We start from the raw sequence: 22907 nt of genomic DNA, 5'->3' as shown, positions 1-22907 counted from the left end.
TATTAGTTGTCTGCCCGGCCCGTTGCAGAGGTTTTTTTGCAGGGGATACTTTTGCTTCATAATCATAAACAACACCGAACAATATGAAAGCCAGCAGTGTCCTACTCATCCTGACAACTCTATTAACATCAGGACCTATCTTCTTAAAAGCACAATCAATTTCCCGCCCATATATAATTTCAGGTTTTGTCAACGATTCAACGAACAAAAGACCACTGGATTTTGTAACAATAAGCCTTAAAGACAAGGAAAACGTAGTTATAAAAACGACCTTAAGCAAGGCCGACGGATCGTTTTCTTTTGATAAAATCAGTCCGGCAAATTATAGCGTAGTGCTGATCAGTATTGGCTACAATTCGAAAACTATTTCGCTGGAACTAAAAAACTCAGACCTAAATCTTGGTCAGATTAGTCTTGGGTCGCAGTCCTATAAATTGTCTGAAGTCAAAGTGGTAGCTGACCGGGCTATAATTAAACAGGAAACCGATAGGATAAATTACGACATCAAAGCTGATCCGGAAAGCAAAGGAAGTACAGTTCTGGAGATAATGCGAAAAGTGCCCTTACTATCTGTTGACGGCGACGATAATTTGATGATGAATGGAAATAAAAGCTACAAAATACTGATCAATGGTAAACCTTCCGGAATGATGGAACGAAATTCAAAAGATATCCTCCGAAGCATGCCTGCATCCAGTATCAAAAACGTAGAGGTGATATTTAGCCCTTCGTCAAAATATGATGTCGAAGGTGTTGCAGGAATAATTAATATCGTTACTGACAAAAAGGTTGACAATGGTTATAACGGATCGATAAATTTGAGCGAACGCTTTCCACTTGGAGGGCCTGCGACAGGAGGGTCATTCACCATTAAACATGATAAATTAGGTGCCTCATTTCTGGGAGGTGCAAGTCAATACTTATCCCCTGCGGCAGAAAATTTTAACGTGCGGTCTACAACAGGTCTTAACCCAACTAATCTTATTCAGAACAGCATCAAAAAGTCAGATGTAAAAACCGCTTATGTGGGCTTTGATATAAGCTATGAACTTGATAGCCTGAATTTGATATCCGGGCAGTTTAATGTAAGCAGGAACAAATTACTTGGAGATGCGATACAAAGTTCACTTCTAAGTAACAGCTCAGGCAGCATACAGGGCTATACATTAACAAATGATATTCATGAAAACGGAAGCAGTGCTGATGCGGGCCTAAATTATCAACTTGGATTCAGATCTAACAAGTCGCGTTTGTTAACATTATCATACCGTTTCCTGGAATACGACAATAAGCTGCTAAACAATCTGAATATTACTGACAGAATAAGTTATAACACTCCAAATTATATCCAGGAAAACGATGGATCTTCAAGAGAACAAACCGTACAGATTGACTATGTGCATCCATTCCGAAGAATAAATGTTGAAGGTGGAGTAAAAGGCATCTTCAGAACAAATAATAGTGCTTTCAATTACCACTCATATGATGAAATAAAAGCCTCGTACGAGAACATACCGGCATTTTCTAACCTATATGAGAACAAGCAGAATATCTTTTCCGCATATAATACCTACCAGTTCAATATTAAGACCTGGGGATTTAAAGCCGGGGCGAGAATTGAGAATACGATTGTCAATGCTGATTTCTTTTCGACCTCTTCATCAGTTAGGCAGAACTATCTAAACGTAATCCCTGCGGTGGCCATCAGCAAGAAATTCAAAGACTTGAGTATGATGAGTCTTACTTTCACAACGCGGATGCAGCGCCCGGGAATAACCCAGCTAAACCCTTTTGTGGATCGGTCCAATCCCGAATACTATAATTCCGGTAATCCAGATCTCAATCCAGCCTTCACCAATATGGTATATCTGGGTTACAATCGATCAAAAAAAACAACCCTAAGTTTCGCCGCGGCATATATGGTCATGAACGGGCTTGTCATGCCGGTATCGACCTATGATCCGGTGAGCAAAGTTACTACTGCCCGTTTTGCAAACATAAATAAAGCAAAGGTTCTTCGATCAAACGTGTATATCAGCCAACCCCTTAGCAGCCGTATGAATGTAACTTTTAATACCGATGTCAGGTATATCTGGTCTCGTACCTTCATCAATGGTGAATTTGTCGATAACAGCGGTCCAATGGCCTACCTGAACATTAATACTGGCTACAGATTTGAAAAAGGCTGGAGGGTGAGTACTAACCTCACTGCAAACACCCGTTCTGTTGGGATTCAGGAAAACAAAAATGGATTTATCGGCAGTTCATTCAGTTTAAATAAGGAGCTGATTAAGGATAAACTGACGTTGACGAGCCTGATCACGAATCCCTTCAATAAATATCGTAATAATATCGATGAGAGATTTGGACCAGGTTTTAACCAGAAAAATGACGCCCGAAACTTTTATCGCGGTTTCGCATTCTCTGTAAACTATCGCTTTGGTAAACTTAAAAGCCAGATTGCAAAGAATAAGAGAACTATTGTGAATGATGATAGCGTGGAAAGATAAGTGATACGTTGTACGTTATACCCTGACTGCGGCAGGTTTGCTGTAAGTATATAAACGCTGTTCAGGCGTTAATTAATAAAGTACAAACTTCATCGTTGTTCAAACGATATGCAACATATTATCTGACCGTAAAACGTAAACTTTTCCTTATATTCCGGTCAATTTCTACCGAATTGGACAAGGCAAAAATAACGATAGCGATAATTGATGACCACCGTTTATTCAGGGCGGGGATATCTGAACTTCTCTCTAATCAGCAAGATATAGAAGTGGTTTTTGAAGCCGATAACGGAGTCGAAATGCAAGCCAGTCTCAAGAACTCGCAAGTTATCCCGGATATCGTTTTAATGGATGTTAACATGCCTCATATGGACGGATATGAAAGTTCAAGGTGGTTAAAAAAGCATTATCCGGGCATTGGCATTCTTGCACTCAGCATGCTCGATGAAGAAGACACGATTACCAGGATGCTACAATCCGGCTCGGGCGGATATTTACTAAAAAACGCCAACCCGGAAGATCTTGTAACCGCAGTCCGCGAGATTGCATACAATGGTTCTTATCTGAATAATATCGTAACTGCAAAATTCATGAGATCTGTTAAGACGGGCAACATCTCTGTTCCCCCGCTTTCATCAAAAGAATTGGAGTTCCTGAGATTATGCTGTACGCCTATGAGTTATTCGGCAATAGCTACTGAAATGAACATCAGCGTAAATACGCTGGAGAAACACAGAGCTGCAGTTTTTCGTAAACTAGACCTCCCCTCCCGCCCCGGGGTAATGTTATACGCAATAAAAAATGGATTGGTAAAGGTTTGAGCTTACTGGAAAAGCGAGTACTGAACATGTTCCGCAACAGGGAGGTTAAGTGCCGGAATCCTGACTTCCTCAACCCTTGCATGTTCTCTCATACCTTTTCCCTGCACAGCCTTTATGTGATAGATATTGGTTTCACAGTCGCGTGACGCAACGACAATTTCTGTGTCTCCTGCTGAACTCCTGAATAATTCCAGAACCAGATCCGGGGAGTTATTATCCCTTGAAAGGTGGGAAAGCAGCAAATGACTCATGTGCGGAGGTCTACAAGTTTTAAACAGCTCCAATGCCTGCTTATTCGACAAATGTCCGTATCCTCCACGGATCCGCTTCTTCAAAAAATAAGGATAACGTCCTCTGTCAAGCATGTCATCATCATAATTCGCTTCAAGAAAAGCTGCATGACAACGTTTAAAATATTTAATCAGGTTTTCACAGGGAAAGCCAATATCAGTAAATACCCCGACAGTTACTTCCCGGCAGCTAACAATAAAGCTATGGGGTTCTGATGCGTCATGCAATTTCGGGAATGCAGTAATCACAAGCTCTCCAATATGGACACACTCATGAGCATTAAAGGTTCTGACAAGTTCTTCCTGCAAAGTAAGTCGACCGCCAGTCAGAGTACCGGGAGTTATATAAACCGGAAGCTGATATTTCCGGGCAATAACCGGTAATCCGCTTATATGGTCTGAATGTTCATGGGATATGAAAATAGCCCTGACTTTATTCATTGATAATCCCAGACGGGCCATCCTCTTCTCAGTTTCACGGCAATTTAGGCCCACATCAACAAGAACAGCATCCTCCTCATTGGCCAGATAATAACAATTTCCATTGCTTCCAGAATTTAACGATGTGATGTATAATGACATGAATCAGAAGCGGATAAATTTCGTATATTATTGAACCGTAAAATTATATAAAAACTACTAAATAAATTAGCTAGCAGTACTTATATTCGCAATTATCCATGTTTAAATTACCCATTATCCTTAATATGAAACCATCTGTATTTAAATATCTCGTTTTAACGATTATTTTCCTGGCTGTCTGTAACACCTATGCTCAGGAAAGGAAAATAATAAATTATACGGAAGTGGGCGGGCTGATCCATCTCAACAATACGTTCGGCAACAATGCGGAATTTAATGCCTTCAGGACCCGAACCGGAATAACCCGTATCATAAATAAAAATTACGGATTAGGTATCGCGCTCGGCACAGATAACTACAAAAGAAGTACCGGCGCAACGTACAATACTCTTCCAATTACCTTTAACGCTGCATATTTTTTTAATCCGGAACTAACGGGCCTTAAACTTGACGCATACGGCGGTTATTCAATCAAGCTATTCGACAATCTTAACCGGGGACTTACAGCCGGAGCCGGGCTCTCATATTCCGTGGCGGTAAACAATGGGCTGAATCTTGGCGTTCAAACAGGCTACAACTACCAGGAAATTGACTATCCGTCAACATTTGTTCAACAAGGTTTTAACCTTGGATCGTTTCGTATCGGTCTGGGAATTACGTTTAAATAACGGCAAAAAGCAGGACTGTCATTATTCAGTATCTTTTTTGTTGGCGAACTAACAAAATAACGAAGACGTTGTTTAGCTAGAAAAACACTGCCTATGCAACAACGCATTCTTGTAATCGATAATGATCAGGATATCTTGGAAGCTGTTAACGCGGCTCTTACAATGGAGAACTATTCCGTTGAAACCAGCCCGATTGTTGAAGATATATTTCAAATGATCCATGACAAAAATCCAGATCTTATCCTCATCGATTACCTGCTTTACGGGATAAATGGCGGGGAACTCTGTCACATGATTAAGTCAGAACCAAGCACCTCGCATTTGCCGGTCATAATTTTTTCAGGTTATCCAAAAGTTATACAATCGCTCGGCACTTATGATTGTGACGCATTTATAAGCAAGCCTTTCGATCTTGACGATTTTATGGCTGTCATCAAAGATTGTCTTGCCAAATCCATTAAGGAGTAAAAAGCAGGTCATTTCCCCTTTAACATAATCAAACCTTTTATTTAGTTTAGTATGGCTTAACCCAATTTATGGACTTGACCAGCTATACTAATGACTGCTGACGAATTCCTCTTTAAATTAAACTCCCTGCGATCAGACCCGGAGAAGGAAAAGATTGAGCGTTATTTCAAGTCAGGACAAGGCCAGTATGGCGAGGGCGACCAGTTCATTGGAGTAAAAATGGGCCAGCTTTTCGAACTTGCGAAACAGGCCTGTGATATGGAAATCGATGAAATTGAAAAGCTTTTAGAGTCTGATATACATGAGGCCCGGGCGGGTGCCGTCAGCATAATGGACAAAGCTTCAAGAAACAAAAAGACAACACAGGCAAGGCTTAAGGAGTTTTACGACCTTTACATGAGACGCCATGACCGCATTAACAACTGGGATCTGGTAGACCTTGGTTGCCTGTACATGACCGGATGCTACCTGCACGACAAGCAGCGCGAAATTCTGTATCAACTTGCCGCATCAGAAAATCTCTGGGAACGTCGCACAGCAATTTTAAGCACTTGTTACTTCATAAGGAAAGGCGAAACTGATGATACCTTTAAACTTGCGGAGCTTTTGCTGGGTGATAAAGAAGACCTGATTCACAAAGCAACAGGGTGGATGTTAAGGTTTGCGGGCGATAAGCAGCCTGAGAGACTGTTGAAGTTTCTTGACAATTATGCAGCGACCATGCCAAGAACCATGCTTCGGGGGGCTATTGAAAAGTATGATAAGGCGATAAGGGAATATTATATCAAGATGAAGAAGTTAGGGTAAATTTGGGCGTTGCCCCCGTGGTGCGGGGGCCGGGTGTTCCGCTACAATATTTTATGAGCAGGCTCATAAAATGATTTTCGCTTCACCCCCTAACGCATCTAAACGCCGTACCTCCAGGTTAAAAAACTGAATTCTCATTTATAATCAATCAACAATGGCTCAATCAAAACTCTCCGACTCAGAACAAGTAACACGGTTTATTGAAAAACTCGACAAACCAATTGCTGAAGCGGTGGAACTAATCCGTCAGATCTTCCTGAGCATTGATGGAATCTCAGAGCACATTAAATGGAATTCCCCTAGCTTTTTTTATAATGGCGAAATGCAACCATTCGACCCCAAAGAATACAAACGGGACATTGCAGTCACAAATCTTCATCGAGGGAGACTGATGCTTGTTTTTCCTACAGGGGCTAAAATTGTTAATAATACAGGCCTGCTCGAGGGAAACTATACTGATGGGAGGAGGATGGTGAATTTTAAAGGTGCTGACGATGTTAAGGCAAAAGAAGGCAGCCTTAGAAAAGTGATCACTGACTGGCTTAGTACAGTTGAAAAGTAATATAGGGTTCGTATGCTCGTACATATTAGCACTACCACCCTTTTCGTCGTACTCAGCTTCCTTATTACTTTCCCCAAACAATATTTTCAGTAATTTTGTATTTTATTGAGAGACACAATTATGCCCAACAAGAAATATAAGATCGCCGTGGTTCAGGTTAGCCTTAACGACATTCCTGAGAATAACCTTAAAAAATGCCTAAAATGGGTGAGTGACGCTGCAGCAAAAGGCGCTGAGGTTATTTGCATTCCGGAGCTTTATAGCGCACACTATTTCTGTCAGGATGAAAGTACCGATGCCTTCGCATTGGCGGAGCCCTTATACAGTACCTCGTTCACCGCATTCAGCGCTCTGGCTAAAGAACTCGGTGTGGTTATCATAGTGCCTTTCTTCGAAAAAAGGATGGCGGGGATCTATCACAACAGTGCCTACATAATAAACACTGATGGAAGTGAAGCCGGGTTATACCGGAAGATGCATATTCCAGATGATCCTCATTTTTATGAAAAATTCTATTTCACTCCGGGAGATATTGGCTTCAAAACATTTCCGACAAATAAAGGGAAAATCGGCACCCTGATCTGCTGGGATCAATGGTATCCGGAAGCCGCACGACTTACGGCAATGCAGGGAGCAGAAGTTCTATTTTATCCAACAGCAATTGGCTGGCATCCTAAGGAGAAAGACGAGTATGGCGAAAAGCAGCAAAATGCCTGGATGACCGTAATGAAAGGCCATGCAGTAGCAAATGGCGTGTATGTCGCTGCTGCCAACCGTATCGGGCTCGAGCAATATGTCCCTGGAACTGATGGCATCCAATTCTGGGGATCTTCGTTCATTTGCGGACCGCAGGGAGAAATTCTTGCTCAGGCATCGGAAGACAAAGAGGAGATTCTGATCGCCGAAGTGGATCTTGATCTCCAGGAAAACGTCCGACAAAACTGGCCGTTCTTCCGCGACAGGAGAATAGACTCTTACGAGGATATCACCAAAAGGGCACGATAGAATGAGTACATCTATCAGAAGGTTTCCCGCTGAATGGGAAAAGCAAGAGGGTATACTTTTATGTTTTCCGCACAGCGGAAAAGACTGGCCGGGAAAATATGATGCCATTAAATGGGATTTCGTAGAGTTCATCAAGAAAGTTTCTCTTTTTGAACAGGTTTTCTTAATTGTGGCCGACACAAGACAGAGAGAATCAGTCCAGGAGATGTTAACTGCAGCCCACATTGACCTTAAGAAGATATCATTTATCACCCATCGAACGAACAGAAGCTGGATGCGCGACTCAGGACCAATTATCGTGCAGAATGGTTCAAAAAGAGAAGCTCTTAATTTCAACTTCAATGGCTGGGCCAAGTATAAAAACTTTCAGCTGGACAAACACATTCCCGCAAAGCTTGCCGAATTCTTAAAAGTTCCTTTAACTCAGGTGGTATATAAAGGCAAACCTGTGATTCTTGAAGGAGGCGCTATCGACGTCAATGGAAAAGGCACCCTGTTGACATCAGAAGAATGCCTGATGCACCCCACGATCCAGGTTCGTAACCCAGGCTTCACTAAAGCTGATTATGAAGCTGTTTTCATGGAATATCTGGGCATAACGAATGTCATTTGGCTGGGAGATGGAATCGAGGGAGATGATACGCATGGTCATATTGATGACTTGTGCCGTTTTGTAAATGAAGACACAATCATTACTGTTGTGGAATCTGACCCGAAATCAAACAATTACGATTCACTCCAGGATAACTTAAAACGGCTTGAAAACGCGAAGCTGGAGAACGGTAAAAAACCAAATATTGTCACTTTGCCGATGCCTCAGAAGCTGGAGTTTGAGAATCTCAGCCTGCCGGCGAGTTATGCAAACTTCCTTATACTGAATAACTGCGTTTTAGTCCCTACTTTCAACGACCCGAATGACAGGCATGCGCTGAACATTATTGCGGATTGTTTTCCAGATCGTGAAGTTATTCCCATAAATGCTATTGACCTTATTTGGGGATTTGGGACGCTACATTGCTTGAGTCAGCAAATACCTGGCTAGTATCAAGTATCAGGTATCAAGTATCAAGAAACGGTGCCTTTAAATAAATATTCCGACACTTTGTAGTGGCAGTAAACTGGATATTATGAATTTTGTGGGATGCACAACTTTAAGAATCTCACTGTTTGGCAGAGATCAATTGATCTTACTACAGAAATATACTCGATTACAAGAGAATTCCCTGCTGATGAGAAGTATAGCCTCACAAGTCAGATACGGCGAGCAGCAGTATCGATTCCATCGAATATTGCTGAAGGTGCCGGTAGAAAATCTAATAAAGAGTTTAAAAACTTCCTATCGATAAGTACAGGTTCAATCTTCGAATTGGAGACCCAAATTATAATTGCTCATCGTTTAAATTTTATCGACCAGTTAATAATGAGTGAGATCATTTTTAAAATTTCTGAAATACAGAAAATGCTTTTCGGGCTTGAACAATCGATTAAGGTTCCTATCTAGACACATATATCACGATGAAGAAAATACATCTTATTTACTTTCAATTTTCTTGATACTTGATACCTGATACTTGATACCTTGCCGGAAGGAAGGTTGTTACTACAATAAAAGGCTATCAATCCTGTGCGCATGCACAATATTCTCACATGGCGACCAGGTAAAAATTGTAAAAATACCATCCTGAGAAGCTACAAGTGCAATCGCATCTTTTTGGTCGTGGACAAATTGGGCAGCTGACATATGTCTAGTCCCGCCAGTCATTGCCGGATTAACAATTACGCCATCACCTCCTACTATTGGTTCGGTTACAAGTATCCGTTCTACGCGCGGGCTGCCTTCTGTGCGGCTGATCTTTGCCCCAAAGGCCAAAACCTCATGCTTATCAGTAATAACTGTCGCACCGTCAATTGCCGTAAGGCCTGCTATACTATCAATCTCTCTGCTTAACTCCCCCTGCCACACGCCGTTACTCCAGTTCTTCACATCCTGCTTCATCAGATTGGCAAGACCGGAAAAGGCCGGATAAATTGAATATTTCATCGGATGGATAATCGATTCGCGCCAGGCATTACTTTTTGAGGGAACTACTAAAAGCGACCCTCCATGTTTATGAGCCCGCATCGATGTAGCGATCTGTATTAAAACATTTACCGAATGGTTCGGCGATACTGAACTAAATCCGAGTAATGATGTTAGCAGCACCGGGCAATCTGGCAGGTTACGACTATCCTCATCAACAACCTTAATCTGGTCTCCTATTAAAACAACAATGTTGGTGAATTTTCCAAAACCATTAGCTCGCCGGTGTTTTATGACGAGCAGGCCAGGCTCAGATACATCAAGTACAAAACAGTAATTAGGAATTTTATGGGTTGTGCCCCATATGTATAAACCGTCATCATCATACCATACGCCTAAGTGAACACCCGGTCGTTCCACCCCTGGTCCAAGTTTGGTCAGAACATTAGGACTAAATGTAAGCTTATGTTCAAAGCGCAGTGGTAATTCTGCCTGATCAGGCGAAAGAAAAGCAATGGAGATTTTAGGCGAATTACCCTCCTCCCTTCTCAAACTGGCCCAAAATGCAGTGTCTAAAATCTGTTCTACATGCTGTGAAGAGGGAACAGATGCCAGATCGGTCTCTCCCTTTGCGATAGCTTCATCAAGATGTTGGGTAAATATATTAACTACCCTATCCGCTACAGCAGCAGCAGCTTTATAAGTAGATTCGCCGGAGATTGTTTTTAGCTCAGCCATGTGATTCTGGTTAGGCAGTTATTATGATCTAATATACGCTACATTTTTTTGAAGCTGTAATTCTGAAAGAATCTTATACGACTTCACCCGCGCATCGTGGTCGTAGATCATCCCTGCAGCCATTATCTCGTCAACGCCGGTTTCGTTAGCAAAAGCCTGCATCTTATTTTTTATTGTTTCTGCAGATCCCACAAACGTATAGCTCAACATTTGCTGGGTAGCATAACGTTCAGCTTCATTCCACACAGAATCCATACTGTCCACTGGTGGCTGAAGGGTAGTTCGGGTACCTTTGATCACATTGAGGAAAGCCATGTATAGAGAGGTCGCCAGACGTTCTGCTTCCGCATCAGTATCTGCTGCGATAACGTTCACACAGGCCATCGCATAAGGCTCTTGCAGAACTTTCGATGGACGAAAGCTATCTCGATAAACTTGCAGAGCGGTGAAAAGCAGATTTGGAGCAAAATGGCTGGCAAAAGAGAATGGCAAACCAAGTAACCCGGCAAGCTGCGCACTGTAGGTACTTGATCCTAAAAGCCATATTGGGATATCAAGCCCCTCCCCGGGTATCGCCCTCACACGCGCGCCCGCGTTGTCTGCAGAAAGATACTCCCTTAGTTCCGCAAGATTCTGGGCAAAATCTTCTCCCGCACCTTCAAGATTGCGACGTAATGCCATGGCGGTCAGTTGATCAGTACCCGGAGCACGGCCCAACCCAAGATCAATCCTGCCAGGAAATAACGATTCCAAAGTACCAAATTGTTCCGCGATCACCAGCGGCGAATGGTTGGGCAGCATGATGCCACCGGAACCAACCCGAATGGTTGAAGTCCCGCCGGCGACATGAGAAATCAGAATTGACGTTGCTGAGCTGGCAATTCCCGCCATATTGTGATGCTCAGCCATCCAGTAGCGTGTATAACCAAAGCGCTCTGCCTCCTGGGCCAGATCAAGCGTATTTTTAAAAGAATCTGCGGGGGTTTTACCAGAAACCACAGGAACCAGATCCAAAACGGACAAGGCTAGCGGCGTGTTTTCTTCCGAAATATTTACCATATATTTTAACAATTACCCCGCAATTTCTGCATAGGGCTTATGGCGTAAAATTAATATTTAGGGGGGCAAAAGATTACCGAGGGTATAATTTGAAAGTCACAATAAGATCGTGGGAATGTAAAGTTAGTAGCAAGTATCAAGTATCAAGTATCAAGTATCAAGACTGGGCGGATATCATGCGGGCGAACAAAGAGGGGTTGTTAAGATTGAATTCTGACTTCTATTTTAAGGACAAATGACCTAACCCCGAATCTTGGTTCTTGATACTTGATTCTTACTACTAAAACTAGTACCAGCTAGTCGGCGCAGCATGTTTTCCTTCCTGCTCAGGATCGGAGGACTTTGCAGTCTTAGTTTTAAGCGAGACGGTAGCACCAGGCCTTTTATTAATTTCAGCCGGTCTTATTTCGGGTTTAACTGGGGCTTCAAGGTCTGAAACTTCCTCAGGAATAATATAAGTGAGGAAAGCAGGCTCCTTCACTTTTGGGGAAGGGAGCCTGTTCTCAACTTTTTCAATAAGGTCTCGTTCATCGATATTGCCTTCGATGCGAATGGATCCGTTTATTACGGCACCTGGCTCTATAGATATCGAACTTGCGCGGATATGACCGGATATCACAGCAGTACTTTTTATATCAGCGTAATCTATCGAAATGATATCACCGTAAACCTTGCCACTGATCGAGGCTGTCCTGGATGTAACGTTTCCTGTAATTTCAGCTGTTCCGGCTACTATAACTTCTTTTAAAGAGTAGATATTACCCCTTAATATTTCATCAAGGATGATTGAGCTTGATGAAATAAAATTGTCATCCACACGAATAATTGTGGTATGAAAATCTGCAATAATCTCTTGCCGGCTGTGCTTTTTATTTAGAAACTTCTGAATAAAATTTACTGCCTTCCCTGTCATTCTTTTATTGTCGTTACTACTGTAGTTGCATTACCAATGTCTAGTCCTACGGAAGAATTTTTCTTCCCGCCTGAGACACGAAGCGAATTGAGCGCATATCCTTTACTGGCAAGTGTTGCCGGATCAGCTACAAATTCCAACTCTGCGACTTCTCCAAATTCATTTTTGAAACAATCAACAAGATCCTGATAGTACATCGCACCTCCGCACAGATATACTTTGTTTGCTTTCATTAAATTCTGGTCAGTTATCACATTCCTTAAATTCGGAGAGATAACTTCATTGTAGTATGATCTCAGAACATTTCTTCTCATTTCCCTCAGATCAACATTCTTCCTGTTGAGAATAATGTAACCTTTTTGGAAGGCCTCGTCAACAAGGTGTGCATTCCTGAATCCAAGGTAGTGGGTTTTTTCAAGCTCACTAATAAGCATGTTCACTGCATATTTTAATCCATGCGTACTAACCATCGTTTGCTCAACAATACCTGAATCCATACTGAGTACCGACTCAAAAGTTCCGAAGCCGCAACTGAGGACGAAAAAATTTCCATCAGCCTGCTGCTCACCTTTCCTCAGCGCAATTGTACAGCCAACAATTTCAGGGATAACTTCTACATTATTCACATCAAGGATAACAGAACGTTTAGCGCTGCTGCTATGGGTTGATGCGTCAAATTCGATAATGTGGGTTTTCTTCAGAAAATCCGTAGCCATGTCTTTGTAAATTCGGTATGTAGAATACGGGAAGCCAGTGGTGATCGTTAGTGGCTGCTCTACCGAATCAGCGACAAGCAAGAGTCCTGATTTTACCAACAATTGATAGTCTAAATCGGCTGGCGAAGAGTTTATTAACTTATGAGGCAACTGCCCCTCATTTAATGCCAGGTTTCCACAGATATACCACTGATTTTCATGGAAGATTTTCAAACCGTTTAACAGGTCTTTTGATGTATTGCTAAGGTTAGAGTTACTGTTTTCTATTAGGCTTGAAAACGACTGAATTGCAAACATTATAAGATTCGTTTAAAGTGTATGTATACGTTAATTTGATTTTGAAAGCGATTTTCGAAAGTATTTTTAGCTACTCCCCTCTCGCATTTCTCCATCTCTATACCTAAACAAATACAACCGATCCCTAAAATAGATATTATTATTTAATTGGGATAAACATACAATTAAAATGATAAAATGTTTTTTAAAAACAATAAAATGTAGTATCATAGCTACTTATTAAAACAGCACATCTGCCTGCTCTTTTTTTAAACTTGACTGATGATAGTTTCTAAATCCGATTTCAGCACAGTGTTGGTCGTTGGCACTACAAAAGGGGAAACTAAATCCCTCCGTGTCAAAACAAAGCACATAAACCGCATTAAGCAATACGCTTTTACAATTTGTTTAACTCTTCTTCTATTAACAGTTACAATTATTTTTCTTTCGCTTGAGATCAGCAAGATCAAGCAGGAACGTATTGCATATGCACGGGAAATCGCACACTTGAAAAGCCAGATCCCTGTAGCCGCGGATACTACGCAAGCGCGTAATTACATTCAGAATATTGAAGACAAGCTTAAGAAAATTAACCAGTACCTGATAAAAAGAGGTATTAAAGGATTTACAGTTAAAGATGTCGGCGGCAACAACGAATCTGCGACTGAGTTAACTGCTGAAGAAACTTATGCTCTGTACAACGACAGGCTTGAAGAGGTTTTGGTGGGCATAGCATTTACACCTATCGGCTATCCTGCAAACTTTGTGATGAACTCCCGCTTTGGATATAGAAGCGATCCTGTAAGACGCGGCCGGGTAGAATTTCATCCTGGAATAGATTTCAAAGGTCGTCGGGGGGATGCGGTTAAAAGCACTGCCGATGGCAAAGTAATTATTGCAGGTTGGTTCCAGGGATACGGTAAATGCGTCAAGATACGCCACAAAAATAATCTAGAAACTCTTTACGGACATTTATCCAAGGTAAATGTAAAAGAAGGTCAAATTGTAAATACGGGTCAGGTTATCGGACAAGTTGGTTCCACAGGCCACTCAACCGGAAATCACCTTCATTATGAAGTCCGGAAAAATGGGAAACCTATTAATCCCGGCAGCTACCTAAGCTTTAACTAACAATATTATGGGAAATTCCAAAAACGCTCAGTCTTCTGCAACTCCCACACTCATCAGCAAAGGCTGTGTCGTTACGGGAAAAATAGAATCTGACGTTTTTGTCAGAATTGATGGTCATATAAAAGGTGACCTGTTCATAGGCGAAGGACTCATTGTTGGTGAGGATGGACTGATCGACGGTAATATAAACACAAGGGAAATTGTCGTTTACGGCACTGTTAACGGAACAGTTAAGGCTGAATCCATTGAAATCAAAAGCTCCGGAAAAATATTAGGGGAAATCCAGACCAGGACTTTCCAGGTTGAGCGGGGAGCCGTTTACACTGGAATGGTAAGCATGGCCAAAGATGCAGTTGTAGAGCACCTGGTTGCGGTGCAATAGAGACGGCAATGTGTAACTGGTTTCAATTGAGAGTTGAGAGTTGAGAATTAACTAAACGCTGTACAATTCTCAACTCTCCACACTCTAATCTCAACTTTCAACTTTCAATTAAATAAGTATTGAACATTTTACATCCCGTGATCTTATTTTTAAGATATTTATACAAATTAACCTTGCAAATCTCATGACTTTTAAAACTCTGGTAATCACGGCATTAGTAATTACAACATTGGCTGTTTCAGCTCAGCCAAAGAGGCCTTCGCCACCTGTACCTAAGACAACTGTACCAAGGCCCAAGCTAATGGTTGGCATTATGGTAGACCAGATGCGCTGGGATTACTTGTACCGATTTTACGAGCGCTACGGAAGTGGAGGCTTTAAACGCATGCTTAATGAGGGCTTTTCTGCGGAGAATACCTACATTAATTATATCCCTAGTGTAACTGCTATCGGACATGCTAGTGTCTACACCGGATCTGTGCCAGCAATACATGGAATGGCTGGCAATGACTTTATTCAGCAGTCAACTGGCAGGACAGTGTATTGTGTGGAAGATACAACGGTTTCTACTGTTGGCAGCAGCACTGTTGTAGCTGGCCAAATGTCGCCACGCAACCTTTTATCTACAACAATGACGGACGAGCTTCGTCTGGCAACGAATTTCCGTTCTAAAGTAATTGCAGTAGCGTCGAAAGACCGGGGAAGTATCCTTCCGGGCGGTCACGCTGCAAATGCCGCATATTGGTATGATGAAGACACGGGCAATTGGGTTACCAGCACCTATTATATGAATGCACTTCCAGCCTGGGTCAGTAATTTTAATGCACAGCGACTTCACGAAAAATATCTAAAACAGGACTGGAATACATTGTACCCGATCAACACATACGTTCAAAGCTCGAAAGATGATAATCGGTATGAAGGCAGGTTCGCCGGTATGACCAGCTCAACTTTTCCGATCAAAACCTCAGAGATGAGCGCAAGGTGGAACACTCTTATTACCAGCACGCCTTATGGCAGCAGTTTGACACTTGACCTTGCTAAAGCGGCGGTAGAAAATGAAAGCCTTGGAGCAGACGATATCACCGATTTCCTTGCAGTAAGTGTGTCTTCTCCGGACTATATCGGTCATCAATTTGGTCCAAATTCCATAGAAGTTGAAGATACCTATCTGCGCCTTGATCGCGATCTGGCTTCATTTCTTACCTATTTGGATACCAAAGTTGGTAAAGGAAACTACACAGTATTTTTAACTGCTGACCATGCAGTACAACACAATTCGGGCTTCATGGCAGATAATAGAATCAATACCGGTGTCTTCCAGACTTCAGCCAATATGAGAGAATTAAATACTCTGTTAGAGAACGAATTTAAAGTAAAAGGAGCTATCAGGAGTTTTAGCAATTATCAGGTAAGTCTCAACTACGCGGCAATTGAGGCCGGAAAAGGAAATATTGCAGAAATCAAGACAAGAACTATTGAATTCCTGAAGAAAAAAGAAGGTGTTGCGTTTGTGGTTGATATGGAACAAGCTCAAACTGCTAATATCCCGGCAAGTTATCGTGAGCGTATTATTAATGGATATAACCGTGAACGAAGCGGAGTGATTCAGATAATACTTAAACCTGCCTGGTACTCAGGTTCGGGGGCTTCACCTACCGGGGCCACCCACGGAACAGTTAGTCCGGACGACACCCACATTCCATTCCTGTTAATGGGATGGGGAATCAAACACGGAAAAACTAATGCTTCTCACAATATGACAGATATTGCACCAACAATTACTGGGCTTTTAAAAATACAGGAGCCTAACGGTAATATTGGAGTAGCCGTGCATGAAGCCTACAAATAAACTCAATGATCCTATTATCACCAGGCGGCTTTTGGCCGCCTTTTTTGTACCAGCGGTTTATATATTGTAAGACAAATTTTACTTCGTGTCCGCGCAATATCCTGATTTGTTACCTAAATTGAACCGTTAACTTAAATACGACTGCAGAAAATGACCATACGCAACACCTTGCTAACCAAGCGATCAGCAATCTTAACAGCACTTTTGGGCACCCTGATATATACCGGGTGCAAGGTTTACCCGACCCTGGTTGCGACCAGTAAAGCAGATATCAATCGGACCTGGAGTGTTTACAAGGCAGATAGTGAAGGTACAGCCTATTCAGTTCTTGATCAGGTGAATCTGAACAATGTGAATCAGTTGGAAGTTGCGTGGACTCACAAATTCAGTGATGCTCCGCAGGGCTCACGGGGTGGAAGCAGTGAAAGTAATCCCATAATAATCGATGGTGTTATGTACACTATGTCTGCGAGGCACCGCGTTTACGCCTTAAATGCAACAACAGGCGAGCAGATCTGGAGCTTCGATCCTTTTAACGGTGGCGCCGGAGGTGGGGTTGGAAGAGGTGTAACTTATTATGAAGACGGCGCGGATAAAAGGATCATGTTTACTGGCGGAGATCAGTTATTTTCAGTCAATGCGGCTACTGGTCAGCTTATAACAAGCTTTGGCAATGGCGGTAAAGTGAGCATGAATGTGGGTATGCGAGGTGAACCCGACAAGATCTCGGTCATTCCAACTACTCCTGGTACGATCTACCAGGACCTATATATCATTGGTAACGAAGTATCCGAACTCTATGGTGCTGAACCGGGTCATATTCGTGCTTACAATGTAAAAACAGGTGCATTGGTGTGGACTTTTCATACTGTACCACAACCGGGAGAAGTTGGTTACGATAGCTGGCCAAAAGATGCATGGAAATACGTTGGTGGAGCTAATAGTTGGGGTGGAATGACGCTGGACGAGAAACGCGGAATGATTTTCCTTGCGACCGGGTCTCCAACTTATGATTATTACGGAAAAGACAGGATTGGTAATAATCTTTTCGGAAACTCTGTAGTGGCCTTGGACGCCAGGACAGGAAAATACAGATGGCACTTTCAGACCGTTCATCACGATCTGTGGGACTACGATCTTCCCGCAGCACCAAATCTGATCACGGTTATCCATAATGGAAAAAAAATCGATGCAGTAGCGCAAACATCAAAACTTGGATACATCTACACTTTTAATCGTGATACTGGCGTACCACTGTGGCCAATTGAAGAACGGCCCGTTCCTGCGTCTGACATCCCTGGTGAGGTTGCCTCTCCTACGCAACCCTTTCCAACAAAACCAAAGCCCTATTCGCGTCAAATTATCACAGAATCTGATATTGCGAATTACTCCAAGGCATCTCACGACACTCTGATGAAGCGGTTTAAGTCTTTCAGATATGAGGGTCCTTTCACACCCCCAGCTATAAAAGGAACTTTTATGATGCCTGGAAGCCGTGGGGGTTCAAGCTGGGGTGGCGGAGCGGTGGATCCTACGAAAGGGATCATCTACGTAAAATCTAACGATTCTCCCGAAATCGCAACTATGAAAAAGGTTGTTCAAAACGAAACGGCTAACCTTACTGTGTATGCCCAGGGAAAAGCACTTTATAATACCTATTGTGTTGCTTGTCACATGCCTGACAAAAACGGTGACGAATCCGGAAACCCCTCGCTTGTAGCAATCGAAACACGGATGAGCCGCGAAGATGCCCTTAATAAAATAAAAAGAGGTGGTGGCAAAATGCCTTCATTCGCCAGCGTCATCGCAGGTAAAGAAGAAGCGATAATCTCCTATCTTTTTGATAAAGAACCGGCAGCTCCACGCGCGGGTAGAGAGCAAAGCTTTCTTAAAGAAATCCAGGCCAATAATGCGGCAAACAAAATTGCTGACATTAAGCAGGATGATCAATATTTAAACCTGACAGCATATGGCCAGTTTACAGATAATGAACGACGTCAAGGAATAAAACCTCCATTCGGCCAGCTCCACGCTATCAATTTAAATACTGGAGAATTTGAGTGGACAGTAACCCTGGGCAATACCCCTGACAGTCAGCTACCAGGGGCACCTGAAACCGGAGCCAGCGGTTCAGCCGGGCCACTGGTAACTAAAGGTGGACTGTTATTTATCGGAAGCACCCGTGACAGGAAGTTCCGGGCATTCGATCAAAAAACAGGGAAAGTCGTTTGGGAATACACTCTCCCGGGTATAGCAAATGCAAACCCCAGTACCTATTGGAGTAAGGGCAAACAATATATTGCAATTTCAGTGGGCGGAGACGCAGCGAATCCGGCAGGATATATCATTTCATTTGCCTTGCCGAAATAAATTGACAACTAAAATCTGTCACCAAAAGATGAGAAAAATATTCTTTACCCTCCTTGCACTTTGCATATATGCTTCAACAACATCTGCTCAGACGTACAGCATCGTTATAAAAGGCGGTCATGTAATTGACCCTAAAAACAATATAAATGAGCTGATGGATATAGCAATCAACGGCGACAAGATCGTGCAGGTTGCGAAGAACATTGATCCTAAATTGGCAAAGCAGGTCGTACATGCGAAAGGATTATATGTTACGCCAGGACTGATAGACATTCATTCTCATAACTTTCATGGAATGCGTGCCGGTGACCCGGTTCCCGATGGATTTACATTCAGAGGCGGGATTACAACTACTGTCGATGCCGGAAGCTCAGGATGGAAATCATTTGAGCGATTTAAAGCGGAAACAATTGACAAGTCTGAAACCCGCGTTCTTTCATGGCTTAATATTGTGGGCGAAGGTTTTGCAGGTGGTACGGCCGAACAGAATACCGCTGATATGGATTCTAAATTAACCGGCGAGTTTGCAATTAAAAACAAACAGTACATTGTGGGCATTAAAACCGCGCATTACAATGGCGCAGACTGGACAGCTGTTGATCGCGCTGTCGGTGCCGGAACAATCGGTAATATTCCTGTAATGGTTGATTTCGGAGGTACCAGGCCGGCACATCCTCTGGAAGAACTATTCTTTAAACACCTGCGCCCGGGCGACGTATTTACTCATTGTTTTGCAGAGCTCGGTGAATCCCGGGAATCCATTGTAGATCCTAAAACAAAAAAAATCCGGCCATTCATTGTCGAGGCACAAAAAAGAGGGATCATTTTCGATGTGGGATTTGGAGGGATCAGTTTCGCATACTCTCAAGCGATACCAGCTTTGCAGCAAGGTTTTTATCCTAACACGATCAGCACAGACATGAACAAAGGTGCAGTGAATGGAGCCATGAAAAGCCTGATCGACGTGATGTCAAAATTCATGCGGATGGGAATGGATCTTCAATCGGTAGTCAAAGCTACAACTCAGAACGCGGCAAAAGTGATTAAAAGAGAAGACCTTGGAACATTATCCGTTGGCTCAATAGCTGATGTTGCTGTGTTCAATATTCGTGAAGGTAAATTTGGCTTCTTCGATTATACGGGCTTTAAAATGGATGCCACAAGCAAATTGGAAACCGAACTAACGATCAGGGCAGGCAAAGTTGTTTATAATCTTAATGGCATCAATACACCACTAGTGGTTGATGGGAGAGGGAGAAACTAGTGTACGGTTGACGGTTGAGGGTTGACTGTTGAGGGTTGACGGTTGACGGTTGACAGGGTGTCGAACGTAAGATATCCTGATTAAAAATCAAATCATTTCAGATATGGGCTTACAAAGTCCAGTTTTTTTAGCCCGGACTGAACGTCTTTATCCTTCATAAATAGCTCCCATAGCAAACCTGAGCGGTAGTTCTCAATCATAACTACGATCGGGCCCTGATCTATTCCAAGATATTTTTTAGGATACCATGCCGCCTGATCGCTGAATGCGTCATAAAAACCATACTTACCCCAAATCTTATCCTTTTTATTCGTGTACCAGTTGCGCATGGCCGCCATAGATTCTTTGGGGGTGTAAGGGAAGGAAGACAATGCTGCTGTAGGAGAAATAACACCAAGGTCCTCTTTTAATGAAGGTGCATGCGCGGCATATCCCGTTACTGAATAGCTTGCGGTCAATCCCCAACTTTCCGGAGAATATCCTTCGAACCCGCCAGGATTATCCACCGACCATTGGTAATTGATCTTTGCCATATTCCTTACCTCCTGACCATAATCTGCATACCGGTCTGACAATCCATTCGGGTTCAAACCTAAAAATGAATAGTGTGCCCAAAATAAAGGCCCGCCGTTCTTTGCATCCCCCTGATGAAAAAGCTGCAAAGGAATTCCCTTGTAATTTGTTACCCGCTTTATCTTACCATTTTGTGCCCAGCCTTCGTGATAAACTTCTGCCGGGACTCCGTATTTTGGAGATGACGCAGCGAGTACATACATGATCAGGCACTCATTATAACCCCTGACGGCAAAATTCATCTGCCATTGATACTGAGGGCTCCAGTGCCAGTAAAGAACATTTTTACCATTCCGGTAAAAATTAAAATCAATTTCTTCCCATAACTGAGTCGCCTTTGCCGCCAGCGCTTGCTCCTGGAAGTTGCCAGCCTTGAAATACTGGCGTATGCAAATCAGGCCCTGCGCTACGAAAGAAGTTTCTACCAAGTCACCTCCGTCATCCCTCTTAGAAAATGGCTTGACTCTACCAGTTTCACCTTCCATCCAATGGGGCCAGGCACCGTGGAACCGGTCTGCCTTTTCCAGGTAACCAAGGATTTTGTTTAGACGCTGGACTCCTTCATTCCGGGGAACAAACTTGCGATCAATCGCGGTAATGATTGCCATAATTCCAAAACCGGCAGCCCCGGTGGCTACTGTATTTTTGTCATTTTGTGGGTATAAACCATCTTCATGAAAACGCTCCCTGCCCGCCCCTGAAACAGGCTCTGCTCCGTCCCAGAAATATTGAAAAGTATGATACTGAACTGAGTCGAGGATTTCCTCGTCGGATAACTTATCCCGCACTGCAAGGCCGTTCTGTTTCATCGCACAGCTGGCAAGGAAAAAAGTGCACAAGCAAATAGTCAGGGCTTTCAATTTCTATCTTCTTTACGAGCGTCAGGCTGATACTCAAAAGGCAATAAATCGGCCATTCGCTGATTGGCCATACTCCCAGACCATGTAATTCCCATAGGGTCATGGTATCCGCTTTTATCAATTCGCGTGAAATCCTTGTTCTTATCGAGAAAAGTAAGTGCGCCCTGATTTGCCTTATAAATTACCACAAGCCGGGATTTCATAAATATACTTCTCCCTTTTTCGCCGTCAACAACAAGCCCGCTAAAATCCTGATCCCTATCGAACATATTCAGCAGCCTGAACCCCTCCTTAGTGAGACGATCCTCATAAAGCGCCCTGATAAAATGCATCCTTGATCCAAAATAAGCTTGTTTTCTCTTCCTTTCTACACGGTTTAGTTCTTTCTTTTCCAAAGTTGAATCGGGTTCAAAGAAATAATTTCCCGAAAAATAAATATTTCCGGGTGAGTATTTGAAGGCTTCCAGATAATATGTTATTTTAAATCCCAGAGCCTTATTGAGCAATATAATTGGCTCCTCTGCCGTGGCTTCTATAGTCTTTCGTCTGGAATTATATACCAGGGTAACATCATCTATATTCAATATCTCACATTCTCGTGCATTCTCCGAAATGCCCAGAAATTCCGCTTTGAATATGGCCTCCTTTTCCTCTCTTGACATGCCGTCGTAAGTTACAACAACCCCATCCAGTGAATACGTCTTAGGTTCAAGATAAACTTTTAAAAATTCCTCGCTCGTATAGTCAGCAATCAAAGTTGAATGATACCCAACCGCACTAATAATTATAGGCTTTTTACCAGTTGACATAGGCTCTAACTGAAAATGTCCGGTGGAATCAGATATCACCCCTCTGTACCCCCCGTCATAGTAAACATTCGCATTAGATAAGGCTTCTTCTGATCCGTAGACCAAAATTTGCCCCTTGATGGTCTGTCCTGACACATCCAGAGAAAATATAATGAGGAAAAGGGTGAGCAGTCTTCGCATCAATTATCTCAAATTTCTTTCCCGTCGGGATAGATTCAATCAAATTTACCT

The 22907-nt window shown here is 42.7% G+C and carries 21 protein-coding genes; 14 read left to right on the top strand and 7 right to left on the bottom strand.

Features of this window, described 5'->3' with window-relative positions:
• Window positions 1–83 precede the first annotated feature (83 nt).
• Together B5X60_RS14395 and B5X60_RS14390 are read left to right on the top strand one after the other, a co-directional pair.
• The gene (locus tag B5X60_RS14395) at window positions 84–2510 is read left to right on the top strand and encodes an outer membrane beta-barrel family protein (protein ID WP_079703421.1); all 2427 of its coding nucleotides are present in this window, start codon (window positions 84–86) and stop codon (window positions 2508–2510) included.
• Window positions 2511–2683: 173 nt separating this feature from the next.
• Window positions 2684–3331, top strand: coding sequence for a response regulator transcription factor (locus B5X60_RS14390; protein WP_139377493.1), 648 nt, complete (start codon window positions 2684–2686; stop codon window positions 3329–3331).
• A gap of 2 nt (window positions 3332–3333) precedes the next feature.
• Here the strand turns inward: B5X60_RS14390 and B5X60_RS14385 are convergent, their stop codons facing one another.
• Window positions 3334–4203: an MBL fold metallo-hydrolase gene (locus B5X60_RS14385; protein ID WP_079703419.1), complete on the bottom strand. Its 870-nt coding sequence runs from the start codon at window positions 4201–4203 to the stop codon at window positions 3334–3336.
• Between the two features lie 125 nt (window positions 4204–4328).
• Here B5X60_RS14385 and B5X60_RS14380 point away from each other — a divergent pair, with 125 nt between their 5' ends.
• From B5X60_RS14380 to B5X60_RS14350, 7 genes are all read left to right on the top strand, one after another.
• On the top strand, window positions 4329–4871 hold the full coding sequence (locus B5X60_RS14380; RefSeq protein WP_139377492.1) for a hypothetical protein: 543 nt from the start codon (window positions 4329–4331) through the stop codon (window positions 4869–4871).
• A gap of 93 nt (window positions 4872–4964) precedes the next feature.
• Window positions 4965–5339: a response regulator gene (locus B5X60_RS14375; RefSeq protein WP_079703417.1), complete on the top strand. Its 375-nt coding sequence runs from the start codon at window positions 4965–4967 to the stop codon at window positions 5337–5339.
• A gap of 90 nt (window positions 5340–5429) precedes the next feature.
• Window positions 5430–6146, top strand: coding sequence for a DNA alkylation repair protein (locus B5X60_RS14370; RefSeq protein WP_079703416.1), 717 nt, complete (start codon window positions 5430–5432; stop codon window positions 6144–6146).
• Between the two features lie 154 nt (window positions 6147–6300).
• On the top strand, window positions 6301–6708 hold the full coding sequence (locus B5X60_RS14365) for a DUF1801 domain-containing protein (protein ID WP_079703415.1): 408 nt from the start codon (window positions 6301–6303) through the stop codon (window positions 6706–6708).
• Between the two features lie 120 nt (window positions 6709–6828).
• Window positions 6829–7713, top strand: coding sequence for a carbon-nitrogen hydrolase (locus B5X60_RS14360; RefSeq protein WP_079703414.1), 885 nt, complete (start codon window positions 6829–6831; stop codon window positions 7711–7713).
• Window position 7714: 1 nt separating this feature from the next.
• Complete coding sequence (locus tag B5X60_RS14355; RefSeq protein ID WP_079703413.1) at window positions 7715–8755, top strand: agmatine deiminase family protein; 1041 nt, start codon at window positions 7715–7717, stop codon at window positions 8753–8755.
• Between the two features lie 99 nt (window positions 8756–8854).
• Complete coding sequence (locus tag B5X60_RS14350) at window positions 8855–9214, top strand: four helix bundle protein (protein WP_079703412.1); 360 nt, start codon at window positions 8855–8857, stop codon at window positions 9212–9214.
• A gap of 99 nt (window positions 9215–9313) precedes the next feature.
• Here the strand turns inward: B5X60_RS14350 and B5X60_RS14345 are convergent, their stop codons facing one another.
• From B5X60_RS14345 to B5X60_RS14330, 4 genes are all read right to left on the bottom strand, one after another.
• Window positions 9314–10471 carry a putative sensor domain DACNV-containing protein gene (locus B5X60_RS14345; protein ID WP_079703411.1) on the bottom strand — a complete coding sequence of 386 codons (1158 nt, stop codon included), beginning with the start codon at window positions 10469–10471 and terminating at the stop codon, window positions 9314–9316.
• A gap of 21 nt (window positions 10472–10492) precedes the next feature.
• The gene (locus tag B5X60_RS14340) at window positions 10493–11530 is read right to left on the bottom strand and encodes an LLM class flavin-dependent oxidoreductase (RefSeq protein WP_139377491.1); all 1038 of its coding nucleotides are present in this window, start codon (window positions 11528–11530) and stop codon (window positions 10493–10495) included.
• Window positions 11531–11816: 286 nt separating this feature from the next.
• Window positions 11817–12443, bottom strand: a complete 627-nt coding sequence (locus B5X60_RS14335; protein ID WP_079703410.1) for a bactofilin family protein — start codon at window positions 12441–12443, stop codon at window positions 11817–11819.
• The gene (locus B5X60_RS14330) at window positions 12440–13456 is read right to left on the bottom strand and encodes an acetate and sugar kinases/Hsc70/actin family protein (protein ID WP_079703409.1); all 1017 of its coding nucleotides are present in this window, start codon (window positions 13454–13456) and stop codon (window positions 12440–12442) included. Before B5X60_RS14330 ends, B5X60_RS14335 begins: the two co-directional genes overlap by 4 nt.
• A gap of 261 nt (window positions 13457–13717) precedes the next feature.
• Here B5X60_RS14330 and B5X60_RS14325 point away from each other — a divergent pair, with 261 nt between their 5' ends.
• From B5X60_RS14325 to B5X60_RS14305, 5 genes are all read left to right on the top strand, one after another.
• Entirely contained in the window at window positions 13718–14566 is an 849-nt protein-coding gene (locus B5X60_RS14325; RefSeq protein WP_079703408.1) for a M23 family metallopeptidase, read from the top strand.
• Between the two features lie 7 nt (window positions 14567–14573).
• Window positions 14574–14948, top strand: coding sequence for a bactofilin family protein (locus B5X60_RS14320; RefSeq protein ID WP_079703407.1), 375 nt, complete (start codon window positions 14574–14576; stop codon window positions 14946–14948).
• Window positions 14949–15132: 184 nt separating this feature from the next.
• On the top strand, window positions 15133–16800 hold the full coding sequence (gene pafA, locus B5X60_RS14315) for an alkaline phosphatase PafA (protein ID WP_079703406.1): 1668 nt from the start codon (window positions 15133–15135) through the stop codon (window positions 16798–16800).
• A 150-nt stretch (window positions 16801–16950) separates the two neighbouring features.
• Entirely contained in the window at window positions 16951–19170 is a 2220-nt protein-coding gene (locus B5X60_RS14310) for a pyrroloquinoline quinone-dependent dehydrogenase (protein ID WP_079703405.1), read from the top strand.
• A 28-nt stretch (window positions 19171–19198) separates the two neighbouring features.
• Window positions 19199–20434 (top strand): amidohydrolase/deacetylase family metallohydrolase, encoded by a 1236-nt coding sequence (locus tag B5X60_RS14305; protein WP_079703404.1) that lies wholly within the window; start codon window positions 19199–19201, stop codon window positions 20432–20434.
• Window positions 20435–20526: 92 nt separating this feature from the next.
• Here B5X60_RS14305 and B5X60_RS14300 read toward each other — a convergent pair whose 3' ends face one another.
• Window positions 20527–21816: a glucoamylase family protein gene (locus B5X60_RS14300; RefSeq protein WP_139377490.1), complete on the bottom strand. Its 1290-nt coding sequence runs from the start codon at window positions 21814–21816 to the stop codon at window positions 20527–20529.
• Between the two features lie 47 nt (window positions 21817–21863).
• The gene (locus B5X60_RS14295) at window positions 21864–22856 is read right to left on the bottom strand and encodes a carboxypeptidase-like regulatory domain-containing protein (protein WP_079703402.1); all 993 of its coding nucleotides are present in this window, start codon (window positions 22854–22856) and stop codon (window positions 21864–21866) included.
• Between the last annotated feature and the right edge of the window lie 51 nt (window positions 22857–22907).

It is taken from the genome of Daejeonella lutea, from assembly GCF_900168015.1.
In the GTDB taxonomy this organism is placed as follows: Bacteria; Bacteroidota; Bacteroidia; order Sphingobacteriales; family Sphingobacteriaceae; genus Daejeonella; species Daejeonella lutea.
Note: the sequence above shows the minus strand (reverse complement) of the source record. Positions and strands in the feature narration are given on the sequence as shown.

Bases quoted from the DNA above. Each gene is read 5' to 3' on its own strand.
- B5X60_RS14370 (WP_079703416.1), top strand. From the start codon at position 5,430: ATGACTGCTGACGAATTCCTCTTTAAATTAAACTCCCTGCGATCAGAC.
- B5X60_RS14385 (WP_079703419.1), bottom strand. From the start codon at position 4,203: ATGTCATTATACATCACATCGTTAAATTCTGGAAGCAATGGAAATTGT.
- B5X60_RS14300 (WP_139377490.1), bottom strand. From the start codon at position 21,816: ATGAAACAGAACGGCCTTGCAGTGCGGGATAAGTTATCCGACGAGGAA.
- B5X60_RS14295 (WP_079703402.1), bottom strand. From the start codon at position 22,856: ATGCGAAGACTGCTCACCCTTTTCCTCATTATATTTTCTCTGGATGTG.
- B5X60_RS14355 (WP_079703413.1), top strand. From the start codon at position 7,715: ATGAGTACATCTATCAGAAGGTTTCCCGCTGAATGGGAAAAGCAAGAG.
- B5X60_RS14330 (WP_079703409.1), bottom strand. From the start codon at position 13,456: ATGTTTGCAATTCAGTCGTTTTCAAGCCTAATAGAAAACAGTAACTCT.
- B5X60_RS14320 (WP_079703407.1), top strand. From the start codon at position 14,574: ATGGGAAATTCCAAAAACGCTCAGTCTTCTGCAACTCCCACACTCATC.
- B5X60_RS14365 (WP_079703415.1), top strand. From the start codon at position 6,301: ATGGCTCAATCAAAACTCTCCGACTCAGAACAAGTAACACGGTTTATT.
- B5X60_RS14305 (WP_079703404.1), top strand. From the start codon at position 19,199: ATGAGAAAAATATTCTTTACCCTCCTTGCACTTTGCATATATGCTTCA.
- B5X60_RS14375 (WP_079703417.1), top strand. From the start codon at position 4,965: ATGCAACAACGCATTCTTGTAATCGATAATGATCAGGATATCTTGGAA.
- B5X60_RS14310 (WP_079703405.1), top strand. From the start codon at position 16,951: ATGACCATACGCAACACCTTGCTAACCAAGCGATCAGCAATCTTAACA.
- B5X60_RS14380 (WP_139377492.1), top strand. From the start codon at position 4,329: ATGAAACCATCTGTATTTAAATATCTCGTTTTAACGATTATTTTCCTG.
- B5X60_RS14325 (WP_079703408.1), top strand. From the start codon at position 13,718: ATGATAGTTTCTAAATCCGATTTCAGCACAGTGTTGGTCGTTGGCACT.
- B5X60_RS14395 (WP_079703421.1), top strand. From the start codon at position 84: ATGAAAGCCAGCAGTGTCCTACTCATCCTGACAACTCTATTAACATCA.
- pafA (WP_079703406.1), top strand. From the start codon at position 15,133: ATGACTTTTAAAACTCTGGTAATCACGGCATTAGTAATTACAACATTG.
- B5X60_RS14350 (WP_079703412.1), top strand. From the start codon at position 8,855: ATGCACAACTTTAAGAATCTCACTGTTTGGCAGAGATCAATTGATCTT.
- B5X60_RS14345 (WP_079703411.1), bottom strand. From the start codon at position 10,471: ATGGCTGAGCTAAAAACAATCTCCGGCGAATCTACTTATAAAGCTGCT.
- B5X60_RS14340 (WP_139377491.1), bottom strand. From the start codon at position 11,530: ATGGTAAATATTTCGGAAGAAAACACGCCGCTAGCCTTGTCCGTTTTG.
- B5X60_RS14360 (WP_079703414.1), top strand. From the start codon at position 6,829: ATGCCCAACAAGAAATATAAGATCGCCGTGGTTCAGGTTAGCCTTAAC.
- B5X60_RS14335 (WP_079703410.1), bottom strand. From the start codon at position 12,443: ATGACAGGGAAGGCAGTAAATTTTATTCAGAAGTTTCTAAATAAAAAG.